Below are 19,741 nucleotides of genomic sequence, written 5' to 3'. Positions count from 1 at the left end.
TGTTTCTAAAGTTGAGTGGTGTGCACTCAAGTTCAACGCATCGGTGGGAGCGGTATTCCCGCCGCCGCGGAGACATTTCGGAATCGACCGGAGGCGCCCTCCGCTGAAGGTCTACACTGTCGCTTGGCCATCGAGCAGAACACGGGAGCGACGACGAACGAGAGACCCCATCCCCCGGTCCACCAGCCGAGAAGGCGTGCCATCGTGACCGGAGGCTCCCGCGGCATCGGCCGCCGCATCGCCGAACTGCTCGCGGGAGACGGGATGGACGTGGTCCTCACCTATCGTCGCGAGGCCGAGTCCGCGGACGCCGTTGTCGAGGGCATCCGGCGCCAGGGCGGCTCGGCGCGCGCCCACCGCCTGGAGCTGGAGAGCGAAGCGGACATCGATCGGCTGTTCGAGGACGAGTTCGGAGACGGCGAACGGCTGGACGTCCTGGTCGCCAGTGCCGCCGCCTCCGCCTTCCGCCCGCTCGCCGAGCTCAGCACGCGCAACCTCGAACGCTCCTGGGCGACCAACGTGCGCTCCTTCGTGCTGCTCGCCCAGCGCGCGGCGCAGCGCATGCCCGCCGGCGGCCGCATCGTCGCCGTGACCAGCTACGGCAGCCACCGCGCGTTCCCGCTGTACGGGGCGATCGGATCCGACAAGGCGGCCGTCGAGTCGTGGGTGCGGCACCTCGCCGGCGAGCTCGGACCGGCCGGCATCACGGTGAACGCCGTCAACGGCGGCCTGATCGACACCGACTCCCTGCACCACTTCTACGGCCAGGGCGGCGTGCCCGGCCTCGATGTGATGATCCCGCGCATCCCGATGGCGCGGCTCGGCACGCCGGACGACATGGCGGAGGCCGTGCGTTTCCTCGCCTCCCCCGGTGCCGGGTACATCACCGGGCACACCCTCGTCGTCGACGGCGGCATGACCGTCGTCGCGCCCCCGTTCCGGTCCGAGCTCGGCCGGGACGACCCCACCCGATCCGGAACGGAGTCGACGCCCGAAGGACGCCAGCACACCGCTCCTCCACAAGGAGAGAGATGACCGACACCACCTCCACGACACGGCAGGGCACCCCCGCCACGAACACCGAGTACGACCCGTCCGCCCTGCGCGCGGTGTTCGAGCAGCACTTCACGTACGCGTCCGCCGTGGAGCGCAACACCCACCGCTACGCCGCGCGCACCGCCCTGACCGACCCGCCGACCGGGCGCAGCTGGACCTATGCCGAGCTCGGCACGGTCACCGGCAGTCTGGTGGCCGGGCTGGCCGAGCACGGCGTGGGCGTCGGCGACATCGTGGCGTACCAGCTGATGAACACGCCCGAGTTCGCCTTCCTGTACGTGGCCGCGCAGGGCCTGCGCGCCGTGAGCTCGCCGATGAACTTCCGGCTGGCCCCCGGCGAGACGGCGCACATCCTCGACGACGCGCGCCCCGCCGTCTTCGTCTACGACACCGCGGCGGGCGAGAGCGTGGCGACGGCGCTGGAGCTTGCGGAGCACCGCCCTGCGGTGATCGCCGGCGTCGGCGACGGACCGCTGCTGGACGGGACGATCCGGTTCGACGACCTGCTGGTCGACGGCGCCCCGACGTTCCGCGCGCCGGAGGGCGCCAGCGTGTGGGACGAGACCTCGCGCCTCTACACCAGCGGCACGACGGGGATGCCGAAGGCCGTCCCGCTGACGAGCCTCAACGAGGTGCTCACCGCGCACGACGTGATCATGCACTTCCCGCTGGCCCCGACCGACAAGACGATGAACATGTCGCCGTGGTTCCACCGCGGCGGCAACTACTGCGCCGGACCGAACACCGCGTTCTACGTTGGCGCCGAGGTGGTCACCCTGCCGCGGTTCGATGCGGGCGTCGTGCTCGACAGCATCCAGGAGCAGCGGCTCACCTACGTGATCGGCGCCCCGACGAACCTGGAACGGCTCGCCGACGCGCAGGAGGCGGAGCCGAGGGACTTGTCGTCACTGCACGGCATCGTGACGATGGGGGCGCCGCTCGATCGCGCCGCGGCGCTGCGCTATCAGAGCGTCCTCACCCCGCGGATCGCGAACGGGTACGGCACCACCGAGGCGTTCTGGAACACCTACCTGCGCCCGGAGGACCTGCCGGACGCCGCCGGCGCGGCCGGTCGCGCCTGCCTCGACGACGACGTGGCCGTGGTGAAGGTCTACGGCGGCGACGACATCGCCGCTCCGGACGACCTGGCGGCGAAGGACGGGCACGAGATCGGCGAGGTGATCATGCGCTCGGTCAAGAGCGGATACGCCTATGTGCACAACCCCGAGGAGGAGGCGCGCAAGTTCCGGGACGGCTGGATCTACCCGGGCGACCTCGCCAGCTGGGACGAGAACGAGATCGTCACGATCATCGGCCGCAAGGACGACATGATCATCTCCGGCGGCGAGAACGTGCACCCGGTCCAGGTGGAGGAGGTGCTCGCCGCGCATCCGGACGTCGCCGACAGCATCGTCGTCGGGCTGCCCGACGACGAGTGGGGCGAGGTCGTGGTGGCCTACGTGCAGCCGAGGTCGGGCCGGCTCGCCGACGCGCAGGCGGCCGCCGCTGCCCTGGAGGCGCACTGCAAGGCGAGCGTCGCGCTCGCCGACTACAAGCGTCCCCGCCGGTACGCGTTCGTGGACGAGCTGCCGTACACCGCGACCGGGAAGAAGCAGCACTTCGTGCTCAAGGAGCGCTCGAGGGCCGACGCCGCAGCCGGGCTGTTCGTCACGCCCTGACCCGGCGGTGGATCGCCGGGCGGGAGGCGGGGTGTCGCCCGCCTCCCGCCCGGGGCCCTCAGCGGCCGACCGGATCCGGTTCGCGGATCCCGTCGCCGTCGAGCTCTCCGGCGTCGTCCGCCTCCGGCCCCGCTTCCGGCCCCGCCTCTGCGGTGCGCGGCGCCTTCCCGCGCTGCTCCGCCTCCAGCCGCTCGGCCTCCTCGCCGCCGATCGCCTCGCCGCGGGCCACGAGACCGGCCTGGTCCGAGAGCGGGATCTGCTTGAGGAAGAGCGCCAGCAGGAACGCGACGCCGATGAACGGCAGCAGGTACCAGAACACGGGCGCGAGGGCGTTCGCGTAGGCGTCGACGACGCCGGTGTGGATCGCCTCCGGCAGTTTGTTGAGCACCTCCGGGCTGATGCTCGAGGTGGCCCCCGCCGCGTCGGAGGCGGACGCACCCGCCTTCGTGAACACGTCGGTGAGGTTGTCGGTGAGGCGCGTCGTGAACAGCGTGCCGAACACGGCGGTGCCGAGCGCGGCGCCGACCTCGCGGAAGTAGTTGTTCGTGGAGGTGGCGGTGCCGAGCTGGCTCGCGGGCACCGCGTTCTGGACCACCAGGACGACCACCTGCATGATCAGGCCGAGGCCGGCGCCGAACACGAACAGGTAGACGCAGATCAGCCAGATCGGCGTGGAGGCGGCGAGCGTGGTCATGCAGACCATCGCGACGCCGGTGATGATCGTGCCGAGGATCGGGAACAGCTTGTACTTCCCGGTCTTCGTGATCGCGATCCCGGAGGCGATGGAGGTGCCGAGGAGGCCGACCATCATCGGGATCATCAGGAGGCCGGAGGCCGCGGCGGAGGTGCCGGACGACATCTGCAGGAAGGTCGGGACGAAGCCGATGGCCGCGAACATCCCGATGCCGAGCGCGAGGCCGATCGCGGTCGCGTTGATGAAGATCGGGTTCCTGAACAAGGACAGCGGGATGATCGGGTCCTTCGCCCTGGCCTCGGCGATCACGAAGGCGACCGCGGCGGCGAGCAGCCCGATTCCCCAGCCCCAGGTGGCCATGGAGCCCCAGCCGTACGCCTTGTCTCCGCCGAAGTCGGTGAAGAAGATCAGGCAGGTGGTGGCGATGGAGAGGAACGCGATCCCGAGGATGTCGATCGGCTGCGTCGCCTTCTTGTTCGGCAGCCGGAGCGCGAGCACGGCGATGACGAGGGCGATGATCCCGACCGGGATGTTGATGTAGAACGCCCACTGCCAGGTGAGGTGGTCGACGAAGAAGCCGCCGAGGAGCGGCCCGGCGACCGCCGAGAGCCCGAAGATCGCGCCGAGCGGGCCGAGGTACTTGCCGCGCTCGTTGGCGGGGACGATGTCGGCGATGATCGCCTGCGACAGGATCATCAGGCCGCCACCGCCGAGGCCCTGCATGGCACGGAAGACGACGAACGTCCAGAAGTCGCCGGCGAACGCGCAGCCGATGGAGGCGGCGGTGAAGACGGCGATCGCGATGATGAACAGCCAGCGCCGGCCGAGCACGTCGCCGAGCTTGCCGTAGACCGGCATGACGATGGTGGTGGCCAGGATGTAGGCGGTGGTGATCCACACCTGGTGGGAGACGCCGCCGAGGTCGCCGACGATGGTGGGCATGGCGGTCGAGACGACCGTCTGGTCGAGGCTGGAGAGCAGCATCCCGGCGATCAGGGCGCTGAAGATGATCCAGATGCGGCGCTTGGTGAGCAGCATCGGGGCCGGCGCTGTGGCGGTGGTCATGGGGTCCGTTCGGTGTCGTGGGCGGGTGGGATGCGGTGCGTCGGGTCGGTCGTCAGGTCAGCGGAAGAGCTCGCGGACCACCCCGACGCGGCGGCGGACGATGTCCGGCAGCTCGTCGGTCGTCTCGGCGCGGAAGAACTCCTCGGCGGCGGCGCGGAGGATGGCGCCGGTGAGCTGGACGGCGGCGGCGGCGCGGAGGTCCCCGGCCGGGAGGCCCTCGCGACGCTCGACGAGACCGATGTCGTCGCGCTCGCTCTCGCCCGCGAGGGAGAGCATGTGGCCGATGAGTTTGGGCTCCCGCTCGAAGGCGCGCACGATCTGGGCGACGTCGTCCGCCGTGATGCCGCCGAACGACCAGCGCTCCAGGTGCAGCTCGATCAGGTCGTCGACGAGGTGCGCGGTGCCCCGCGGACCGGCGGCGGCGAAACGCTCCCCCGCTCCGGACTCGTCGCGGTCGACCGGGACGCCGATCACCGCGTTCTCCTTCGACGCGAAGTAGTTGAAGAAGGTGCGCCGGGAGACCCCGGCCTCCTCGGCCAGCTCGTCGATCGTGAACCCGGTGAGGCCGTGCTCGATGGTGAGCCGCCGGGCGGCGTCCGTGAGCGCCTTGGCCGTCTCGGCCTTGCGGCGCTCCCGGATGGAGTTTGCACTATCGGTCACGAAGTGCAATCTTGCACTTCATTGCTGAGAGTGCAATGTGAGTGGTCGGGCGTCAGCGCGCCCCCGGACGCCTCCGCCTCCTGGTCAGCAGCACGATCGCACCGGAGATGATCAGCAGTCCGGCGACCGCGATCGCGGCGATCGAGATGGTGGAGCCGGTGCCGGCCAGCGGGCTCGACCCCTCCCCGGAGGGCCCGGGCGGAGGCGGGACCGGCGTGGGGGTCGGCGTCGGGGTCGGCGGTCCGGGCACGACGGTGTCCACGGAGGCGGAGGCCGGCGGCGATGTCACGGTCTGCTGGCCCGGAGCCGACGCGGACGCGGTCGCCGTGTTGGCGATGGGCTCCCCCGTGAGGTCGGCCGCGACCACGACGTAGCTCGCCGTGCAGGTCACGCTCGCCCCCGGCGCGAGGGAGGTCGTCTCGGGCGGGCAGGCCGGCGTCGGCGCCGTCCCCGCACCCGTGAAGATGGTCTCCGCCACGGTGGGCGCCCCGAGCGTCACGTTGCCGACATTCGTCACGACGTACGAGTACGTGACGGTCTGGCCGGCCTCGGTGACCTGCGTCACGTCCGCCGTCTTGACCAGAGTGACCGCCGGTGCGGGCTCGGCGGGCACGACCGCATCCGACTCGTTCGACGGCACCGCGACATCGTCGCGTGTCGTCCCCGTCGCGATAGCGGTGTTCGTCACCCGGCCCGCATCGATGTCGGCCTGGGTCAGCGTGTATGTCGCCGTGCACGTCACCTGGTCGCCGGGCTGGAGCACCGTTCCGGGGCAGGTCGCCGTGCTCATCGTTCCGGTGCCGGAGAACGCCGTCTCCTGGATGCTGACCCCGCCGACGGGGACGTTGCCGGTGTTGGTCACGACGAAGCTGTAGGTGAGGAGCTGGCCGGCCACGAACTGTGCGGGGCCGTTCGGGGAGACGGACTTGACGAGGGAGAGGTTCGCAACGGCGCCGAGCGGCGTCGTGGTCCCCGCGGGAGGCGACTCCACCGTGCTCTCGTCCGATGCGGTCCCGCTCGCCACGGCGCTGTTCACGACCTCACCGGCGTCGATGTCGGCGCCCGTGACGGCGTAGGTGGCGGTGGCACGCGCCTGCTGTCCGGGTTCGAGCACGCCGTCCGCTCCCGGCCAGACGAAGGTCAGCGGTCCGAGCCCCGCGAGGCTGTCGGTGATCCGGACGCCCGTGAGCGTGGTGTTCCCGGTGTTCGTCACCGCGAACAGGTAGACGACGGGGTCGCCCGGCCGCGTCGGGTTCTGCACGCCGGAGGCGTCCGCCGTCTTCGTCAGCGCGATCGCCGGAGCCCTCGTGATCGGCGTGGAGGTGTCGGCCGGCTCCGACGGGGTCTCCGCGCCTGCCGGGGTGGTCCCGGTGGCGAACGCGGTGTTCAGCACCCCTCCGGCGTCGATGTCCGCCTGGGTGATCGCGTAGGTCGCCGTCGCCGTCGCCGTGTCCCCCGGCGCGAGGACGCCCGCCGCGCCCGGCCACGTGTAGACCGGCGGCGAGAGCCCGGGCAGCCGGTCGGTCAGGACGACGCCGTGCAGGGTGAGGTTGCCGTCGTTCGTGATCGTGAAGTCGAAGATGATCGGGTCGCCCACGGCGGGCGGCGTCGAGAACGACGGCGTCGCCGCCTTCGTGATGCTCAGGTGCGGACCGGGCGTCAGCGGCGTGTCCGTGCTCTGCGGACCCGCGGTCACGTCCGTTCCGCCCGCGGTCGATCCCGTCGCGGTGGCGGTGTTGGTGACGTGCCCCGCGTCGATCTCGGTCTGGGTCACCGCGTGCGTCCCCGTCGCCACGACCGACTCGCCCGGGGCGAGCGTTCCTGCGACTCCCGGCCAGGTCAGCGTGATGTCGCCGCCGAGCAGGGTGTCGTCGACGCCGACGCCCTCCAGGGTGACGTTGCCAGTGTTCGTGACCGTGATCGTATATGCGACCGGATCGCCGACCGCGGCCGGAGCGCTGACACCGGACGCGTCGGCGGTCTTCACCAGGTTGAGCGCCGGGGCCTCGCTCCCCGAGATGACGGCGGAGGAGGTGTCGGTGACCGCGGGGCCGGACGGCGGCGTTCCGCTCGCGAGGGCGGCGTTCGTGACGCTGCCCACATCCACGTCGGCCTGGACGATCGTGTAGGTGGCCGTGCACGTCGTCGCCGCGCCGACGGCCAGCGTGGTCGTCGGGCAGGTGATCGTCGGCGGCGTTCCGGCGCCGCTGAACGACGTCTCGGTCACATCCACCGCGGTGAGCGGCACGTTGCCGGTGTTCGTCACGTCGAACGAGTAGGTGACGAGGCGGCCGACGGTGTACTGGGCCGGGTCGGTGACGTCCGTCGACTTGATGAGCGAGATCCCGGGCAGATCGGGCTGGGTGAACACCACGGTGCTGTCGCCCGGCTCGAGGAGTCCGTCGATCGGGCCGATGTTGTCCGGGCCGTTGGTGAAGGTGCCGGGCGTGGCGGAGGTGACCGGCACGGTGAACGTGCACGACGCCAGCCCCGCGGTCAGGTTCCCGGTGCCCGAGATCGTGGTGCCGTCGATGGTCGGCACACCGGCGGGGCAGTCCGTGCTGGCGGGACCCGAGAAGGCGAGTCCCGCTGGGAGCGTGTCGGTGAACGACCAACCGTTCTTCGCCGAGAGTTCGTCCGTGTTCGTGATGGTGAACGTCAGCGTCGTGCTCTGCCCGGCCTGCAGCGTTGACGGCGAGAACACCTTGTCGAGCTGCGGGGTCGCATCCACGATCGTCGGGTCGTCGAAGCCGGAGTCATTGCCGCGGTACGAGCCGGCGGCGTTGTAGAGCTGGATGCCGAGCGAGGTGACGCCCGAGGGCATCCGGAATCCCGCCGAGTTCAGACGGGCGATGTGGTACGTGTGACCCGCCGTCGTGATGACGCGCGCGTTCGCGTCCGTGCACGGGTTCAGGCCGGTCGCCAGCGGCGTGACCGTGCCGCCGCCCGTGCCGGGGGCCGGTCCGGAGCCGGTCTGGTTCTGGATCAGGTTGAAGGTGAGGCTCGGATCCTGCCTGTTCAGCGTCGGCCCCTCCGACACGCAGTTCGCCGCGCCGTAGATCGCACTGATCAGATAGAAGTGCCCGGGGATGATCCCCGCCGTGATCGGCTGCGCCGTCTGCACCTGGACACCGGGCCCGGGATTCGACCCGCCATTGGTGTACGCCGACAGGATCTGGTTCGTCTGCGCGGTGGCGAGCGCCTCGCCGCGGTAGAGGCCGATCGCCGTGCCCATGCCCTGCAGGAACGACCACGCCGTCGCGTCGCATCCAGAATCGACAGTGGTGACCGTCGCGTTGCGCGGGGTGCTCGAGCGCAGGATCCAGCCGTTGCACTGGTTGCCCGTGGGCGCCCAGTTCGGGCTCGTCACGTAGGTCGAGTTGTTCGCGGCCGGCCCGCCGGTGTACTGGCCGATGCGGATGCCGTTCGTCGCCGTCTGGTTCTGGAAGTTCTCGAAGAAGACGTCGGTCGCACCGGCCTGTGGGACTCCGGGGCTTCCCGGCACGCCGAGTGCCGGAGAGCCGACGGCGGCTCCGACGGCGAGCAGCGCGACTACGATCGCGGCCGTCCTTCCCAGCAGGGAACGCGCGCCGCGCGAGCGGCGTGGCGAGTCGAGCTTCCCCGTGCTGCGACTCATGGTCCGGCCTAGCTGAGACTGCCCCTCATGGTGATCTCCCCTCCGCGGCACAGGGTAGACCCGGCCGTCCGGCCCGGGCAAGACCCTCGGTGGTCCGGTGTAGCCTCGCGGGCATGGAGATCGTGCTCGTCCCCGGATACTGGCTCACCGCGAACGTCTGGCAGGGGGTGGTGCCTGCGCTGGAAGCGGCGGGGCACCACGCGCATCCGGTGACGCGCACCGGCGCCGACGTGCCGGAGCAGGTCGCGTCGATCGTCGCTGCGGTCGACGCCATCGGCGACCCGGCGACCTGCGACGTGGTGCTCGTCGGCCACTCCGCGGGCGGCCCGCTCGCGGACGCCGTGCTCGACGCGCGGCCGGACCGGGTGTCGCGGATCGTCTTCGTCGACTCCGCGCCGCTCTCCCCCGGCGACGTCGTCCCGTCGGGCCTGACGCCCGTCGACGGTGTCGTTCCGCTTCCCGAGTGGGACGATTTCGAGGACGCGGACCTCATGGACCTGACCGAGGAGCAGCGCGAGGCGATGCGCCGCGACGCCGTGCCCGAACCGGGCGATGTGGTCACCGGCGCGATCGAGCTGACCGACGAGCGCCGGCGGGCGGTGCCGGCCACCGTCGTCGCGTGCGAGTTCACCGGGGCCGACCTGAAGCGCTGGGTCGCGGCGGGAGAGGACTTCTGCAGGGAGCTCGGCACGCTGTCCGACTGGGAGGTCGTGGAGCTGCCGACCGGGCACTGGCCGATGCTGACCCGCCCGGCCGAGCTCGGCGCGATCCTCGCCGAGGCGGCCTCGCGGTGAGCCGCGCGCGCGTCGTCGTCATCGGCAGCGGCGTCGCGGGCGCGGCGACGGCGTTCGCGCTGGCGCGCCGGGGCGCGGAGGTCACGATCGTGGATGCCGGGCTCCCCGGGCGCGCGACGGATGCGGGAGCGGGGATCATCCAGCCGTGGAGCACGCGCTCCGGAGGCGACTTCTACGAGTTGTACGCGGCGAGCGCCGACTACTACCCCGAGCTGATCGAGCGGCTGGCCGAAGTGGGCGTCGCCGACATCGGGTTCCGCCGCTCCGGCGCGCTCGTCGTCAACCGCGACGAGAGCGTCGTCGACGACGTGCAGGCCAGGGTCGAGGCTCGGCGCGCGGGCGCGGCGACCATGGGCACGGTCGAGCGGATCGACGCGGCCGCGGCACGGGAGCTGTTCCCGCCGCTCGCGGACGGGTTCCACGCTCTGCACATCGCCGGGGGCGCCCGGGTGGACGGGCGGGCCCTGCGCGCGGGGCTTCTCGCGGGTGCGCACGCTCACGGCGCGCAGAGCGTCGATGGGCGCGTGCTGCTCGGAGCGGACGGCGTCCCGCGGGTCGAGGAGCGCGAGCTCCCGGCGGATGCGGTGGTCGTCGCCGCAGGCGCGTGGAGCAACGCGGTGCTCGAGCGGCTCGGCGAGCGCATCCCCGTCGAACCGCAGCGCGGCCAGCTCACCCACCTGCGGGTGGAGGCGGACACGCGGGACTGGCCGTCCGTGCACCCCGTCGCCTCGAACTACCTCGTCTGCTTCGACGACTCCCGGGTCGTCGTCGGCGCGACCAGGGAGACCGGTTCCGGGTTCGACCCGCGGGTGACGGCCGAGGGCCAGCTCAGGGTGCTGGAGGACGCGCTCGAGGTGGCGCCCGGCCTCGCCGATGCGACCGTGATAGAGACCAGGGTGGGCCTCCGCCCGCTCCCGGAGGACGACCTGCCGACGGTGGGGCCGCTCGCGGGGCACCAGGGTGTGTGGGTCAACGCGGGCTTCGGGGCCGGCGGTCTGACGATGGGTCCGCTCGTCGGCGACCTGCTCGCCGAGCGGATCTTGGACGTTTCTGGGACGCCGTCGGTTTGACTGGCGTCATGCCGACGACCGCCAGCATGGCAACCACCAGCATCCTCCACACCGGCCCACTCCACACCGGCCTGCTCGACCCGCAGGGCCTCATCCAGGCAGCCGGGCCGTGGGCGCTGCTCGGGATCTGCGCCATCGTGTTCGCGGAGACCGGGCTGCTGCTCGGCTTCTTCCTGCCCGGGGACACGCTGCTCTTCTTCGCGGGCGTGCTCACGCTCACCGGCACGATCGGTCAGCCGCTGTGGCTCGGCATCACCGCGGTCGCGGTCGCCGCGATCGCGGGAGGCGAGGTCGGCTACCTGATCGGTCGGACGACCGGACCGGCGGTCTTCGACCGGCGCGAGTCCGGCCTGTTCAGCCGGGCGAGCGTCGCTCGGACGCAGGGCTTCTTCGACAGGTACGGCTCGGCGGCGGTCGTCGTCGCGCGCTTCGTCCCCGTCGTGCGGACGTTCGCACCGGTGGCGGCGGGCGTCGGCCGGATGCGCTGGGGCCTGTTCAGCCTCTTCAACGTGATCGGCGCCGCGGTCTGGGCCGCGGCGGTCGTCCTCATCGGCTACGGCCTCGGCCACATCCCCGGGGTCGCCGACTTCGTGTCCCGCTACCTGGACCTGGTGCTGATCGGGATCGTCGTGCTCTCGGTCGGGCCGGTGCTCGTCCGCGTCCTGCTGCTGCGACGTCGGCGGCGGGCGCTAGCTTTGGCGCATGACGATGACGCTGCAGAGGGACGAGGCGCGACGGATCGCGATCCGGGCGCAGCGGCTCGACGCTGACCGGCTCGATGCTGACCGGCCGCAGGCGCTGGTCCCGCTGGTCGAGCAGCTGACGTTCGTCCAGCTCGACCCGACGGCGGCGATCGCGCCGAGCGCCGACCTCATCGCCTACACCCGGCTCGGCTCCGCATACCGGCCGGAGCACCTGCAGCGTGCGACCGAGCAGGACCGCCTGCTGTACGAGGTGAAGGCGATGGACGACCCGCTGACGCCCCCGTTCGCGATGGTGCGGGCGGCATCCGACCTGCCGTTGCACCTCGAGCGGATGTCGCACTGGCCGGACTCCGTGCCTGCGTGGGCGCAGTGGCTGCAGGCGAACGACGCCTTCCGCGGCGACGTGCTCGCCCGGCTGCGCGCCGAGGGCCCGCTGCTGTCGAAGGACATCCCGGACACGGCGAGCGTGCCGTGGGTCTCGACCGGCTGGACGCACAACCAGAACGTCACGCGGCTGCTGGAGCTGCTGCAGGGGCGCGGCGAGGTGGCGGTCGCCGGGCGGATCGGCAGGCAGCGCACCTGGGACGTTGCCGAGCGGGTGTACCCTGCCGGGCTCGAGGCCGTGCCGGAGGCGGAGGCGAAGCGGCTGCGCGACCAGCGGCGGCTGCGCGCGCTCGGCATCGCCCGGCCGGTGCAGGTCGGCGACGCCGGGGAACCCGCCCGCGTCGAGGGCAGCGACCTCGAATGGCGGGTGGACCCGGACGCCGTCGGCGCCGCTTTCGCCGGGCGGACGGCGTTGCTCTCTCCCTTCGACCGGCTCATCCACGACCGGGTGCGTACGCAGGAGCTGTTCGGCTTCGAGTACCTGCTGGAGATGTACAAGCCGGCGGCGAAGCGGCGCTGGGGCTACTTCGCGCTGCCGATCCTGCACGGCGACCGGCTGATCGGGAAGCTCGACGCCGCCGCAGACCGGAAGGCCGGGCTGCTGCGGGTGAACGCGGTGCACGAGGACGAGCCGTTCGCCGCGGCCGAGCGCGACGCGGTGGATGCGGAGATCGCCGCACTCGCCGCGTGGCTCGGCCTCGACGTCGCCCGCTGACCGCCCCCGGGTTACGCGACCTTGCCGTGCGGGTCGGACGCGTTCAGCACCGAGACGACCTGGTCGTAGTCGCCGCGCGCCTCGCCGTAGCGCAGGAACTTCACGCGCTCCACCTGCAGCTCCTTCGCGTCCGGCTTGGTCTCGATGAGCTGGACGACATCGGCGACGAACTCGTCGAGCGGCATCGCGAACTCGCTGGACTCCTGTCCCGGCAGCAGCGAGGTGCGCACCGCGGGCGGCACCAGCTCCAGGATCGACACGCTCGTATCCTGCAGCTGCAGCCGGATGCTCTCGCTGAGCATGTGGATGGCCGCCTTGCTCGCGTTGTAGCTCGGGGTGGCTGCGAGCGGCGTGAACGCCAGGCCGGAGGAGACGGTGACGATGGTCGCGTCCGGCCGGGTGCGGAGGTGCTCGATGAACGCGCCGATGAGACGGATCGGGCCGAGGACGTTGGTGGTGACGATCGACTCCGCCGACGCGAGGAAGCCCTCCGGCGTGTGCCAGTCCTCCACGCGCATGATGCCGGCCATCGCCACGAGCACGTTCAGGTCGGGGTGGGCGGCGAGCACAGCGGCGCTCGCGTCGCGGATGCTGTCCGCGTCCGCGGTGTCGATGCGCACGGTGTGGATTCCCGGGTGCTCGGCGGCGATGCGCTCCAGCAGTTCCGTGCGCCGGCCGCCGACGATGACGGTGTTGCCGCGCTCGTGCAGGGCGACGGCGAGGGCGAGCCCGATGCCGCTGGTGGCTCCGGGGATGAAGATGGTGTTCCCTGTGATGTTCATGGCTCCACTGTGCGGGCCTCGCGCGACGGGAGGCAGTGGAGCGCTCATCGGGGGATCCGCGATCCCTGGTTCCGGCGCCGCCGCGCGCGCATGATGGAGGGATGGACCGCGCAGCACTCGCCGACTTCCTCCGCCGCCACCGCGAGGCGTTGCGGCCAGACGACGTCGGCCTGCCGGCGGGTCCCCGCCGCCGCGCCCCGGGCCTCCGCCGCGAGGAGGTCGCGATGCTCGCGGCCATGTCGGCCGACTACTACACGCGCCTGGAGCAGCAGCGCGGACCGCAGCCGAGCGACCAGATGCTCACCTCGCTCGCCCGCGCCCTGCGGCTCTCCGCCGACGAGCGCGACTATCTGTTCCGCCTCGCCGGTCACAACACGCCGGACCGGTTCGGCGGCGGGTCGCACGTGCCCCCGGCGCTGCAACGGGTGCTCGACCGGCTGGACGACACTCCCGCGCTGGTCCTCTCCGCACTCGGTGAGACGCTGGTGCAGAACCGCATGGCCGTCGCCCTGCTCGGCGACCGCTCCGGCTACACCGGGCTCGAGCGCAGCGAGTACTACCGCTGGTTCGCGCACCCCGAGTCGGCCCGGGCCATGTACCCGGAGGACGACAGGGACCGGCAGAGCCGTGCGCAGGTCGCGTCCCTGCGCGACGCGTACGGTGCGCTCGGGCCGCGGTCGCGCGCCGGCGAGCTGGTGCGCGCGCTGCTCGCCGAGAGCCCGGAGTTCGCAGCGCTCTGGGAGCGGCACGAGGTTGCGCGCCGGTTCGAGGACCACAAGACGCTGCTGCATCCCGAGCTCGGCGCCATCGAACTCGACTGCCAGGCGCTGTTCACCGAGGACCAGTCGCTCTGCCTGCTCGTGCTCACCGCGCCGCCGCGCAGCGAGGCGGCCGAGAAGCTCGCGCTGCTGAACGTGGTGGGCACGCAGTCCTTCGCGTAGTACTCTGCCCGCGTGGACACGACAACGTGGCTCCTCGACGGCGACCCGGCGATCCGCTGGCAGACGCGCCGTGACCTGCTGGACGACCCGGACGGCGCCGCCGCCGACCGGGCCCTCGTCGAGACCGAGGGCTGGGGCGCACGCCTGCTCGGCCTCCAGCGCGGCGACGGCACCTGGGGCCACGGCGTGTGGACGCAACGGGACTGGCTCGGCGTCGACGACGCGATGCTGCTGCTCGCGCTGCTCGGCGCGCAGGGTCCGCGCACCCGCGCCGCCGTCGACCGGGTCGTGGCGGGCGTGGACTGGGGTGCGGACTGGTGGAACCATCCCTTCTTCGACGGCGAGGTGGAGCCGTGCATCAACGGCCGCGTCCTCGTCGCCGGCGCGGCGTTCGGGCATCCAAGCGCGCTCATCGTGGAACGGCTGATCGACGAGCAGCAGGACGACGGCGGCTGGAACTGCTACGCGCAGACGCGGGCCGATCCCGGCTCGTTCCACAGCACGATCTGCGCGCTGGAGGGGCTGACCGGCTACCGGGATGCGGGCGGCCCGTTCGCCGTCGCCGACGCAATCGAGCGCGGTCACGCCTATCTGCTCGAGCGGGGCCTCCTGCGCCGGAAGCGCGACGGCATGGTCATCGACCCCTCCTGGACGTCCGCCGCCTTCCCGCCGTACTGGCACTACGACGTGTTGCGGGGACTCGACCACCTGCGCGCGGCGGGCGTCGCCCCCGACGACCGGCTCACCGAGGTGCTCGACGCCGTGGAGGCGGCGCGCGGTGAGGACGGCCGGTGGCGCATGGACCGCGTCCACCCTGGCGAGGTGCTGGTCGCGATGGAGGAGCAGGGCGAGCCCAGCCGCTGGAACACGCTGCGGGCGCTGCGCGTGCTGCGCTGGGCCGGTCGCTGACCGCGGCCGGCGCCGCGCTCACTCCACCCGGCCGCCGGCCTCCAGCGACCGGAACCACGGCGTACGGGCGGCGACCGCGCGGGCGGCGGAGGGCAGGCCGCGCACGCGGAGCCGCACGTCCCGGCCGGCGAGCTCCCTGTCCAGATCGCGCAGCGCGAGGATGACCGTGATCGAGATGTCCTGCAGCGTCGAACAGTCGAGGGTCAGCTCGGTGAGCGGCGCGGTCGCCCGCGCCGCGTCCGCCGCATCCAGCACCGACTGCTCGGTCGCGAGGACGTTCGCCGTGTAGAGCGGGCCGAGCAGCACGACGGTCATCCTGCCGTCCGCCGCCTCCTCCGCCCGCACCCGCGGCCTGTTCAGCGCGCTCAGCACGAGGATCAGCGTGAACAGCACCCCGACACCGACAGCGGCGAGGAGGCCCGCGGTCAGCCCGATCACCGTGGTGAGCATCGCGATGGCGAAGTCACGCCTGCTGATCCGCCAGAGCAGCACGAGGTCCTTCACGTCCACCAGGCCGAAGACGGCGACGAAGACGAGCGCCGCGAGCGTCGCCTGCGGGAGCAGGCTGATGACGGGCCCGAGGAACAGGCCGATCAGCAGGGCCAGCACGACGGTCACCAGCGACGCGAGCTGCGAGCGCGCACCCGCGGCCTTGTTCACCGCGCTCTGGGAGAAGCCGCCCGCGGCCGGAAGCGTCTGGAACCAGCCGCCGACCACGTTCGCCGCCGCCGTGGCGAACAGCTCGCGGTTGCTGTCGATGCGCGGGTCGTCGAGCTCGCGGATGCCGCGGGCGACGGCCGCCGACTCCAGGAAGGCCATCACCGCGATCGCCAGCGCCCCCGGAATCAGCTGGAAGACGTGCTGCAGCGACGGCAGCGTCGGCAGCGGGAAGGCCTGCCCGACGGGAGTGATCAGCTCGACCCCCGCATCCCGCAGCCCGCCGAAGGCGACGAGCAGGATGCCTGCGGCGACGACGACGAGGGGCCCCGGCACCCGCGGCAGGAAGCGCTTGAACAGGAACAGTGCGGCCACGGACACGAGCGAGAGGATTGCCGTGACCGGGTTGGCCTGCGGCACGGCGGCGATCACCGCGTTGATGCTGTGGATGAACCCGCCACCGGTGGGCGCGCTCGTCTCCCCGAGCAGCTTGGGCAGCTGGCCGACGGCGACGGTCGCGCCGACGCCGATCTGGATGCCGAGCAGCGTCGGCTTGTTGATGATCTCCACGAGCGAGCCGAGCCGCATCAGCCGCGCGAGCAGCAGGGCGGCGCCGACCAGCAGGGTGAGGGTCACCAGGTCGCGCGGGATCTGGTCCGAGTTCGCGACGACGCCCGCCGAGACGAACGTCGTCGCCGTCAAGGTGGCGATGGTGGACGTGGTGGACACGCTCATCGCCCGCGAGCCGCCGAGCAGCGCATACACCGCCATCGGCACGATCGCCGTATAGAGGCCGGCCTCCACCGGCAGGTTCGCGATGGTGGCGTAGGCCATCGCCTGCGGGACCACCACGGCGCCGGCGGAGAGGCCCGCCAGGACGTCCCTGCCGATCCACGCGCGCCGGTACCCCGCCAGCGTGGGCAGGAGCCACGACGGGCGGGGCGCCGGCGGCGCGGACGTCACCTCCTAGTCCCTGGCCATCGCGGCCGCGAGGTGCGCCTCCACATCCACGTAGGCGTCGTCGGCGATGTCGAAGACGACCTTCACGATCTCGCCCCCGGTGTACTCGAACCGGGAGCCCTCGTACTGCTTCGAGACGGCGTCGCCGGCGTCGTAACCGATGCACAGGCCCTCGCCGCAGAGCGAGAAGTGGCCGAGCACCGTCCGGATCTCCTGCTCGGCGACCTTCTGATCGTCGATGTAGAGCTCCAGCGGCCCGATCGCCTCGCGATACTCCCCCGTCTTCTCCTTGGTGAAGGAGACGCCGAGCACGTGTTTGCCGGGACCGGGAACGGGCGCCGAGATCACGTTCTCCGGCGGGATGCCGAGGAAGTTGTAGACGTAGGTCACCTGGCCGTCCTTCACGAAGAGCGCGTGACCCCCGAACCGCGACCCGTGCGCGAAAATGACGCCTTCGGTATCGGCGGTCGTCTCCACCTCCGCGAGCACCTTGTAGGAGACGCCGTGCGTGTTCGCGGCGGAGCGCTCCGGGACTTCGGTGGTGCCGGGGTAGTACGTGTACTGCCCGCTCGCGGGAACCGGGATCTTGAACTCCATGCTGATGAAGGTGTCGAAGTCCTTCGGGTTGCCGAGGATCTGCAGGTCGTTGAGCGGCAGGACGTCGTTGCGCTTCGCCTCCTCGAGCCACAGCGCCTTCAACTCCTCCACCTTGTCGGGATGCTCGGCGGCCAGATCGTCGGCCTCCGACCGGTCCACGTCGGTGTGGAAGAGCTGCCAGGTGTCGTGGTCGAAGCCACTCATCCCGCTCGTGGGACCGTGCTCCGCGACGGCCTTCCATCCCTCGTGCCAGATGCCGCGGCTGCCCAGCATCTCGTAGTACTGCGTCTTCTTCTCGGTCGGCCCGTCGCCGGCGAACGAGTACTGCATGGAGACGCCGTCGAGCGGGCGCTGCTGCACGCCGCCGTAGGTCTCCGGCAGGCTCACCCCGCACACGTCGAGGATGGTCGCGACGATATCCGTCGAGTGGTGGTACTGGTTGCGCACCTCTCCCCGCGCGGCGATCCCCTTCGGCCAGGAGATCACGAGCGGGTCGCAGACGCCGCCCTGGTACGTGTAGCGCTTGAACATCCGGTACGGGGTCGAGAACGCGGTCGCCCACCCCGTCGGGTAGTGGTTGTATGTGTTCGGCGAGCCGAGCTCATCCTTCATCGACAGATTCTGCGCGAGGTCGTCCGGATAGCCGCCGAACACCTTGCCCTCGTTGACCGACCCGTTCGGGCTGCCCTCACCGGATGCGCCGTTGTCGGCGCAGTAGATGATGAGCGTGTTCTCCAGCTGGCCCGACTCCGCCAGGTAGTCGATGATCCGGCCCACCTGAGCGTCGGTGTACTCGGAGAACCCGGCGTAGACCTCGGCCATGCGCGAGAACAGCGCCTTCTCGTCGTCGTTCAGCGTGTCCCACGGGCGCACCTCGTCGGTCGGGGTGAACGTCCCCGGCGGCATCGGGTTGATGTCGGTGAGCTCCGTGCCCTCCGGCAGGATGCCCTTCTCGATCATCCGCGGGAGCACCCACTCCCGGTAGGCCTCGTAGCCGTCGTCGAAGACGCCCTTGTACTTGTCGATGTACTCCTGCGGCGCGTGGTGCGGCGCGTGGTTGGCCCCGGGGCAGAACCACAGGTACCAGGGCTTGTCCGGCTCGGTCTGCTTGACGTCGCGGAGCATCTTCAGCGCTTGATCGGCGAGGTCCTTGGACAGGTGGTAGCCGTCCTCCGGCAGGTACGGCTGCTCGATGTAGTGGTTGTCCTCCGCCAGCGACGGGTACCAGTTGTTGGTCTCGCCGCCGATGAAGCCGTAGAACCGGTCGAAGCCCTGCGCGAGCGGCCAGTTCTTCTTGGACGCCCCCGCCGTCCACTCGTCGATCGGCACGTTGTGGTTCTTGCCCACCCAGAACGTGGCCCAGCCGGCGTCGCGCAGCAGGTTCGCCATCGTTGCGTTGCTCGCCGGGATGTGCGAGTTGTAGCCGGGGAAGCCGGTGGAGGACTCCGAGATCGTCGCGAACCCGTTCGAGTGGTGGTTGCGGCCGGTCAGCAGCGTGGAACGCGTCGGCGAGCAGAGCGCCGTGGTGTGCCACTGGGTGTAGGTGAGGCCCTGCGCCGCCAGCCGCTCCATCGTCGGCATCTGGATGCGCCCGCCGTACGGCGACCACGCCGCCTGGCCGGTGTCGTCGTACAGCACAAGGAGGACGTTCGGCGCGCCCTCGGGTGGTTCCGGCGGCAGGAAGGCGTCCCAATCCGACACCGAATCCCGTACGTCGAGTTCGATCTTCCCCTGGAATTCTCTGGCCACAGCGCCGTCCCTCCGCTCGCGGATACGAATGTGCGGCCACCGTAACGGGGCGGCTGCTCGCGCGTCTAGCCCGGGCAGCCGCGGCCGTCACCGCGGCGGCTCGCTCTCGCCGAAACAGCCCTCTAGACGCACTTCGCGCGGCGGCGCTACTCTCAGCGCACACCCAGGCTCGGACCGAGCCGGGAGGAGGGGTAACACACATGGACTGGAACAACTTCTGGAACATCATCTGGCTCTTCTTCTGGAGCTTCGCGTTCATCGCCTACCTGTTCGCACTGTTCGCGATCATCAGCGACCTGTTCCGCGACCACAAGCTGAACGGCTGGTGGAAGGCGCTGTGGATCATCTTCCTGATCTTCGTGCCGTTCCTCACCGCGCTGGTCTACCTGATCGCACGCGGACCGGGGATGGCGGAGCGCAGCCAGAAGGAAGCCCGTCAGGTGCAGCAGGCGACCGACCAGTACATCAGGGAAGTCGCCTCCTCGAGCCCTGCGGACGAAATCGCCAAGGCGAAGGCACTGCTCGACGCCGGGACGATCACGCCGGAGGAGTTCGCCCACCTGAAGAGCGTCGCGCTCGGCCGTCAGGCCACCGCCGCCGGCGCCCACGCCGCACCGGCCGCTCCCGCACCGGGGGCCGCGCCCGCCGCACCCACCACACCGCCGCCGGCCGCGCCGACGGTCTGACC

At 71.3% G+C, this 19,741-nt stretch carries 14 protein-coding genes and 1 pseudogene; 9 read left to right on the top strand and 6 right to left on the bottom strand.

Translation table 11 applies throughout. The features are described 5' to 3' along the window. The first annotated feature begins 204 nt into the window (after positions 1 to 204). Complete coding sequence (locus AAME72_RS13285) at positions 205 to 1,035, top strand: SDR family oxidoreductase (RefSeq protein ID WP_348787028.1); 831 nt, start codon at positions 205 to 207, stop codon at positions 1,033 to 1,035. Further along, positions 1,032 to 2,735 carry an AMP-binding protein gene (locus AAME72_RS13280; RefSeq protein WP_348787027.1) on the top strand — a complete coding sequence of 568 codons (1,704 nt, stop codon included), beginning with the start codon at positions 1,032 to 1,034 and terminating at the stop codon, positions 2,733 to 2,735. The genes AAME72_RS13285 and AAME72_RS13280 overlap by 4 nt, the downstream gene beginning before the upstream one ends. A 58-nt stretch (positions 2,736 to 2,793) precedes the next feature. On the opposite strand, the gene AAME72_RS13275 is transcribed toward AAME72_RS13280, so the two are convergent. From AAME72_RS13275 to AAME72_RS13265, 3 genes are read right to left on the bottom strand one after another with little or no spacing between them, the layout of a single operon-like run. After that, the gene (locus tag AAME72_RS13275) at positions 2,794 to 4,494 is read right to left on the bottom strand and encodes an MDR family MFS transporter (protein WP_348787026.1); all 1,701 of its coding nucleotides are present in this window, start codon (positions 4,492 to 4,494) and stop codon (positions 2,794 to 2,796) included. Between the two features lie 57 nt (positions 4,495 to 4,551). Next, positions 4,552 to 5,154: a helix-turn-helix domain-containing protein gene (locus tag AAME72_RS13270; protein WP_348787025.1), complete on the bottom strand. Its 603-nt coding sequence runs from the start codon at positions 5,152 to 5,154 to the stop codon at positions 4,552 to 4,554. A gap of 52 nt (positions 5,155 to 5,206) precedes the next feature. After that, entirely contained in the window at positions 5,207 to 8,791 is a 3,585-nt protein-coding gene (locus AAME72_RS13265; protein ID WP_348787024.1) for an LPXTG cell wall anchor domain-containing protein, read from the bottom strand. A gap of 113 nt (positions 8,792 to 8,904) precedes the next feature. Here AAME72_RS13265 and AAME72_RS13260 point away from each other — a divergent pair, with 113 nt between their 5' ends. From AAME72_RS13260 to AAME72_RS13245, 4 genes are read left to right on the top strand one after another with little or no spacing between them, the layout of a single operon-like run. Beyond that, the gene (locus tag AAME72_RS13260; protein ID WP_348787023.1) at positions 8,905 to 9,585 is read left to right on the top strand and encodes an alpha/beta hydrolase; all 681 of its coding nucleotides are present in this window, start codon (positions 8,905 to 8,907) and stop codon (positions 9,583 to 9,585) included. Continuing rightward, the gene (locus AAME72_RS13255; protein ID WP_348787022.1) at positions 9,582 to 10,655 is read left to right on the top strand and encodes an FAD-dependent oxidoreductase; all 1,074 of its coding nucleotides are present in this window, start codon (positions 9,582 to 9,584) and stop codon (positions 10,653 to 10,655) included. Before AAME72_RS13260 ends, AAME72_RS13255 begins: the two co-directional genes overlap by 4 nt. 8 nt (positions 10,656 to 10,663) lie before the next feature. Further along, the gene (locus AAME72_RS13250; RefSeq protein ID WP_348787021.1) at positions 10,664 to 11,425 is read left to right on the top strand and encodes a VTT domain-containing protein; all 762 of its coding nucleotides are present in this window, start codon (positions 10,664 to 10,666) and stop codon (positions 11,423 to 11,425) included. Next, entirely contained in the window at positions 11,358 to 12,458 is a 1,101-nt protein-coding gene (locus tag AAME72_RS13245; RefSeq protein ID WP_348787020.1) for a crosslink repair DNA glycosylase YcaQ family protein, read from the top strand. The genes AAME72_RS13250 and AAME72_RS13245 overlap by 68 nt, the downstream gene beginning before the upstream one ends. An 11-nt stretch (positions 12,459 to 12,469) precedes the next feature. Here the strand turns inward: AAME72_RS13245 and AAME72_RS13240 are convergent, their stop codons facing one another. Then, the gene (locus AAME72_RS13240; protein WP_348787019.1) at positions 12,470 to 13,240 is read right to left on the bottom strand and encodes an SDR family NAD(P)-dependent oxidoreductase; all 771 of its coding nucleotides are present in this window, start codon (positions 13,238 to 13,240) and stop codon (positions 12,470 to 12,472) included. A gap of 101 nt (positions 13,241 to 13,341) precedes the next feature. Here AAME72_RS13240 and AAME72_RS13235 point away from each other — a divergent pair, with 101 nt between their 5' ends. Continuing rightward, positions 13,342 to 14,181, top strand: coding sequence for a helix-turn-helix transcriptional regulator (locus tag AAME72_RS13235; protein WP_348787018.1), 840 nt, complete (start codon positions 13,342 to 13,344; stop codon positions 14,179 to 14,181). A gap of 12 nt (positions 14,182 to 14,193) precedes the next feature. Then, on the top strand, positions 14,194 to 15,090 hold the full coding sequence (locus AAME72_RS13230) for a hypothetical protein (RefSeq protein ID WP_348787017.1): 897 nt from the start codon (positions 14,194 to 14,196) through the stop codon (positions 15,088 to 15,090). Between the two features lie 18 nt (positions 15,091 to 15,108). On the opposite strand, the gene AAME72_RS13225 is transcribed toward AAME72_RS13230, so the two are convergent. After that, positions 15,109 to 16,710, bottom strand: a complete 1,602-nt coding sequence (locus AAME72_RS13225; protein ID WP_348787016.1) for a SulP family inorganic anion transporter — start codon at positions 16,708 to 16,710, stop codon at positions 15,109 to 15,111. Between the two features lie 3 nt (positions 16,711 to 16,713). Continuing rightward, positions 16,714 to 19,053 (bottom strand): arylsulfatase, encoded by a 2,340-nt coding sequence (locus AAME72_RS13220; protein ID WP_348787015.1) that lies wholly within the window; start codon positions 19,051 to 19,053, stop codon positions 16,714 to 16,716. 200 nt (positions 19,054 to 19,253) lie between these two features. On the opposite strand from AAME72_RS13220, the pseudogene AAME72_RS13215 reads away from it, so the two are divergent. Next, positions 19,254 to 19,631: pseudogene (locus tag AAME72_RS13215) on the top strand (SHOCT domain-containing protein); the annotation flags it as partial. Between the last annotated feature and the right edge of the window lie 110 nt (positions 19,632 to 19,741).

The organism is Leifsonia sp. NPDC080035 (assembly GCF_040050925.1).
Taxonomy (GTDB): domain Bacteria; phylum Actinomycetota; class Actinomycetes; order Actinomycetales; family Microbacteriaceae; genus Leifsonia.
This window is presented reverse-complemented; position numbering and strand designations above follow the sequence as displayed.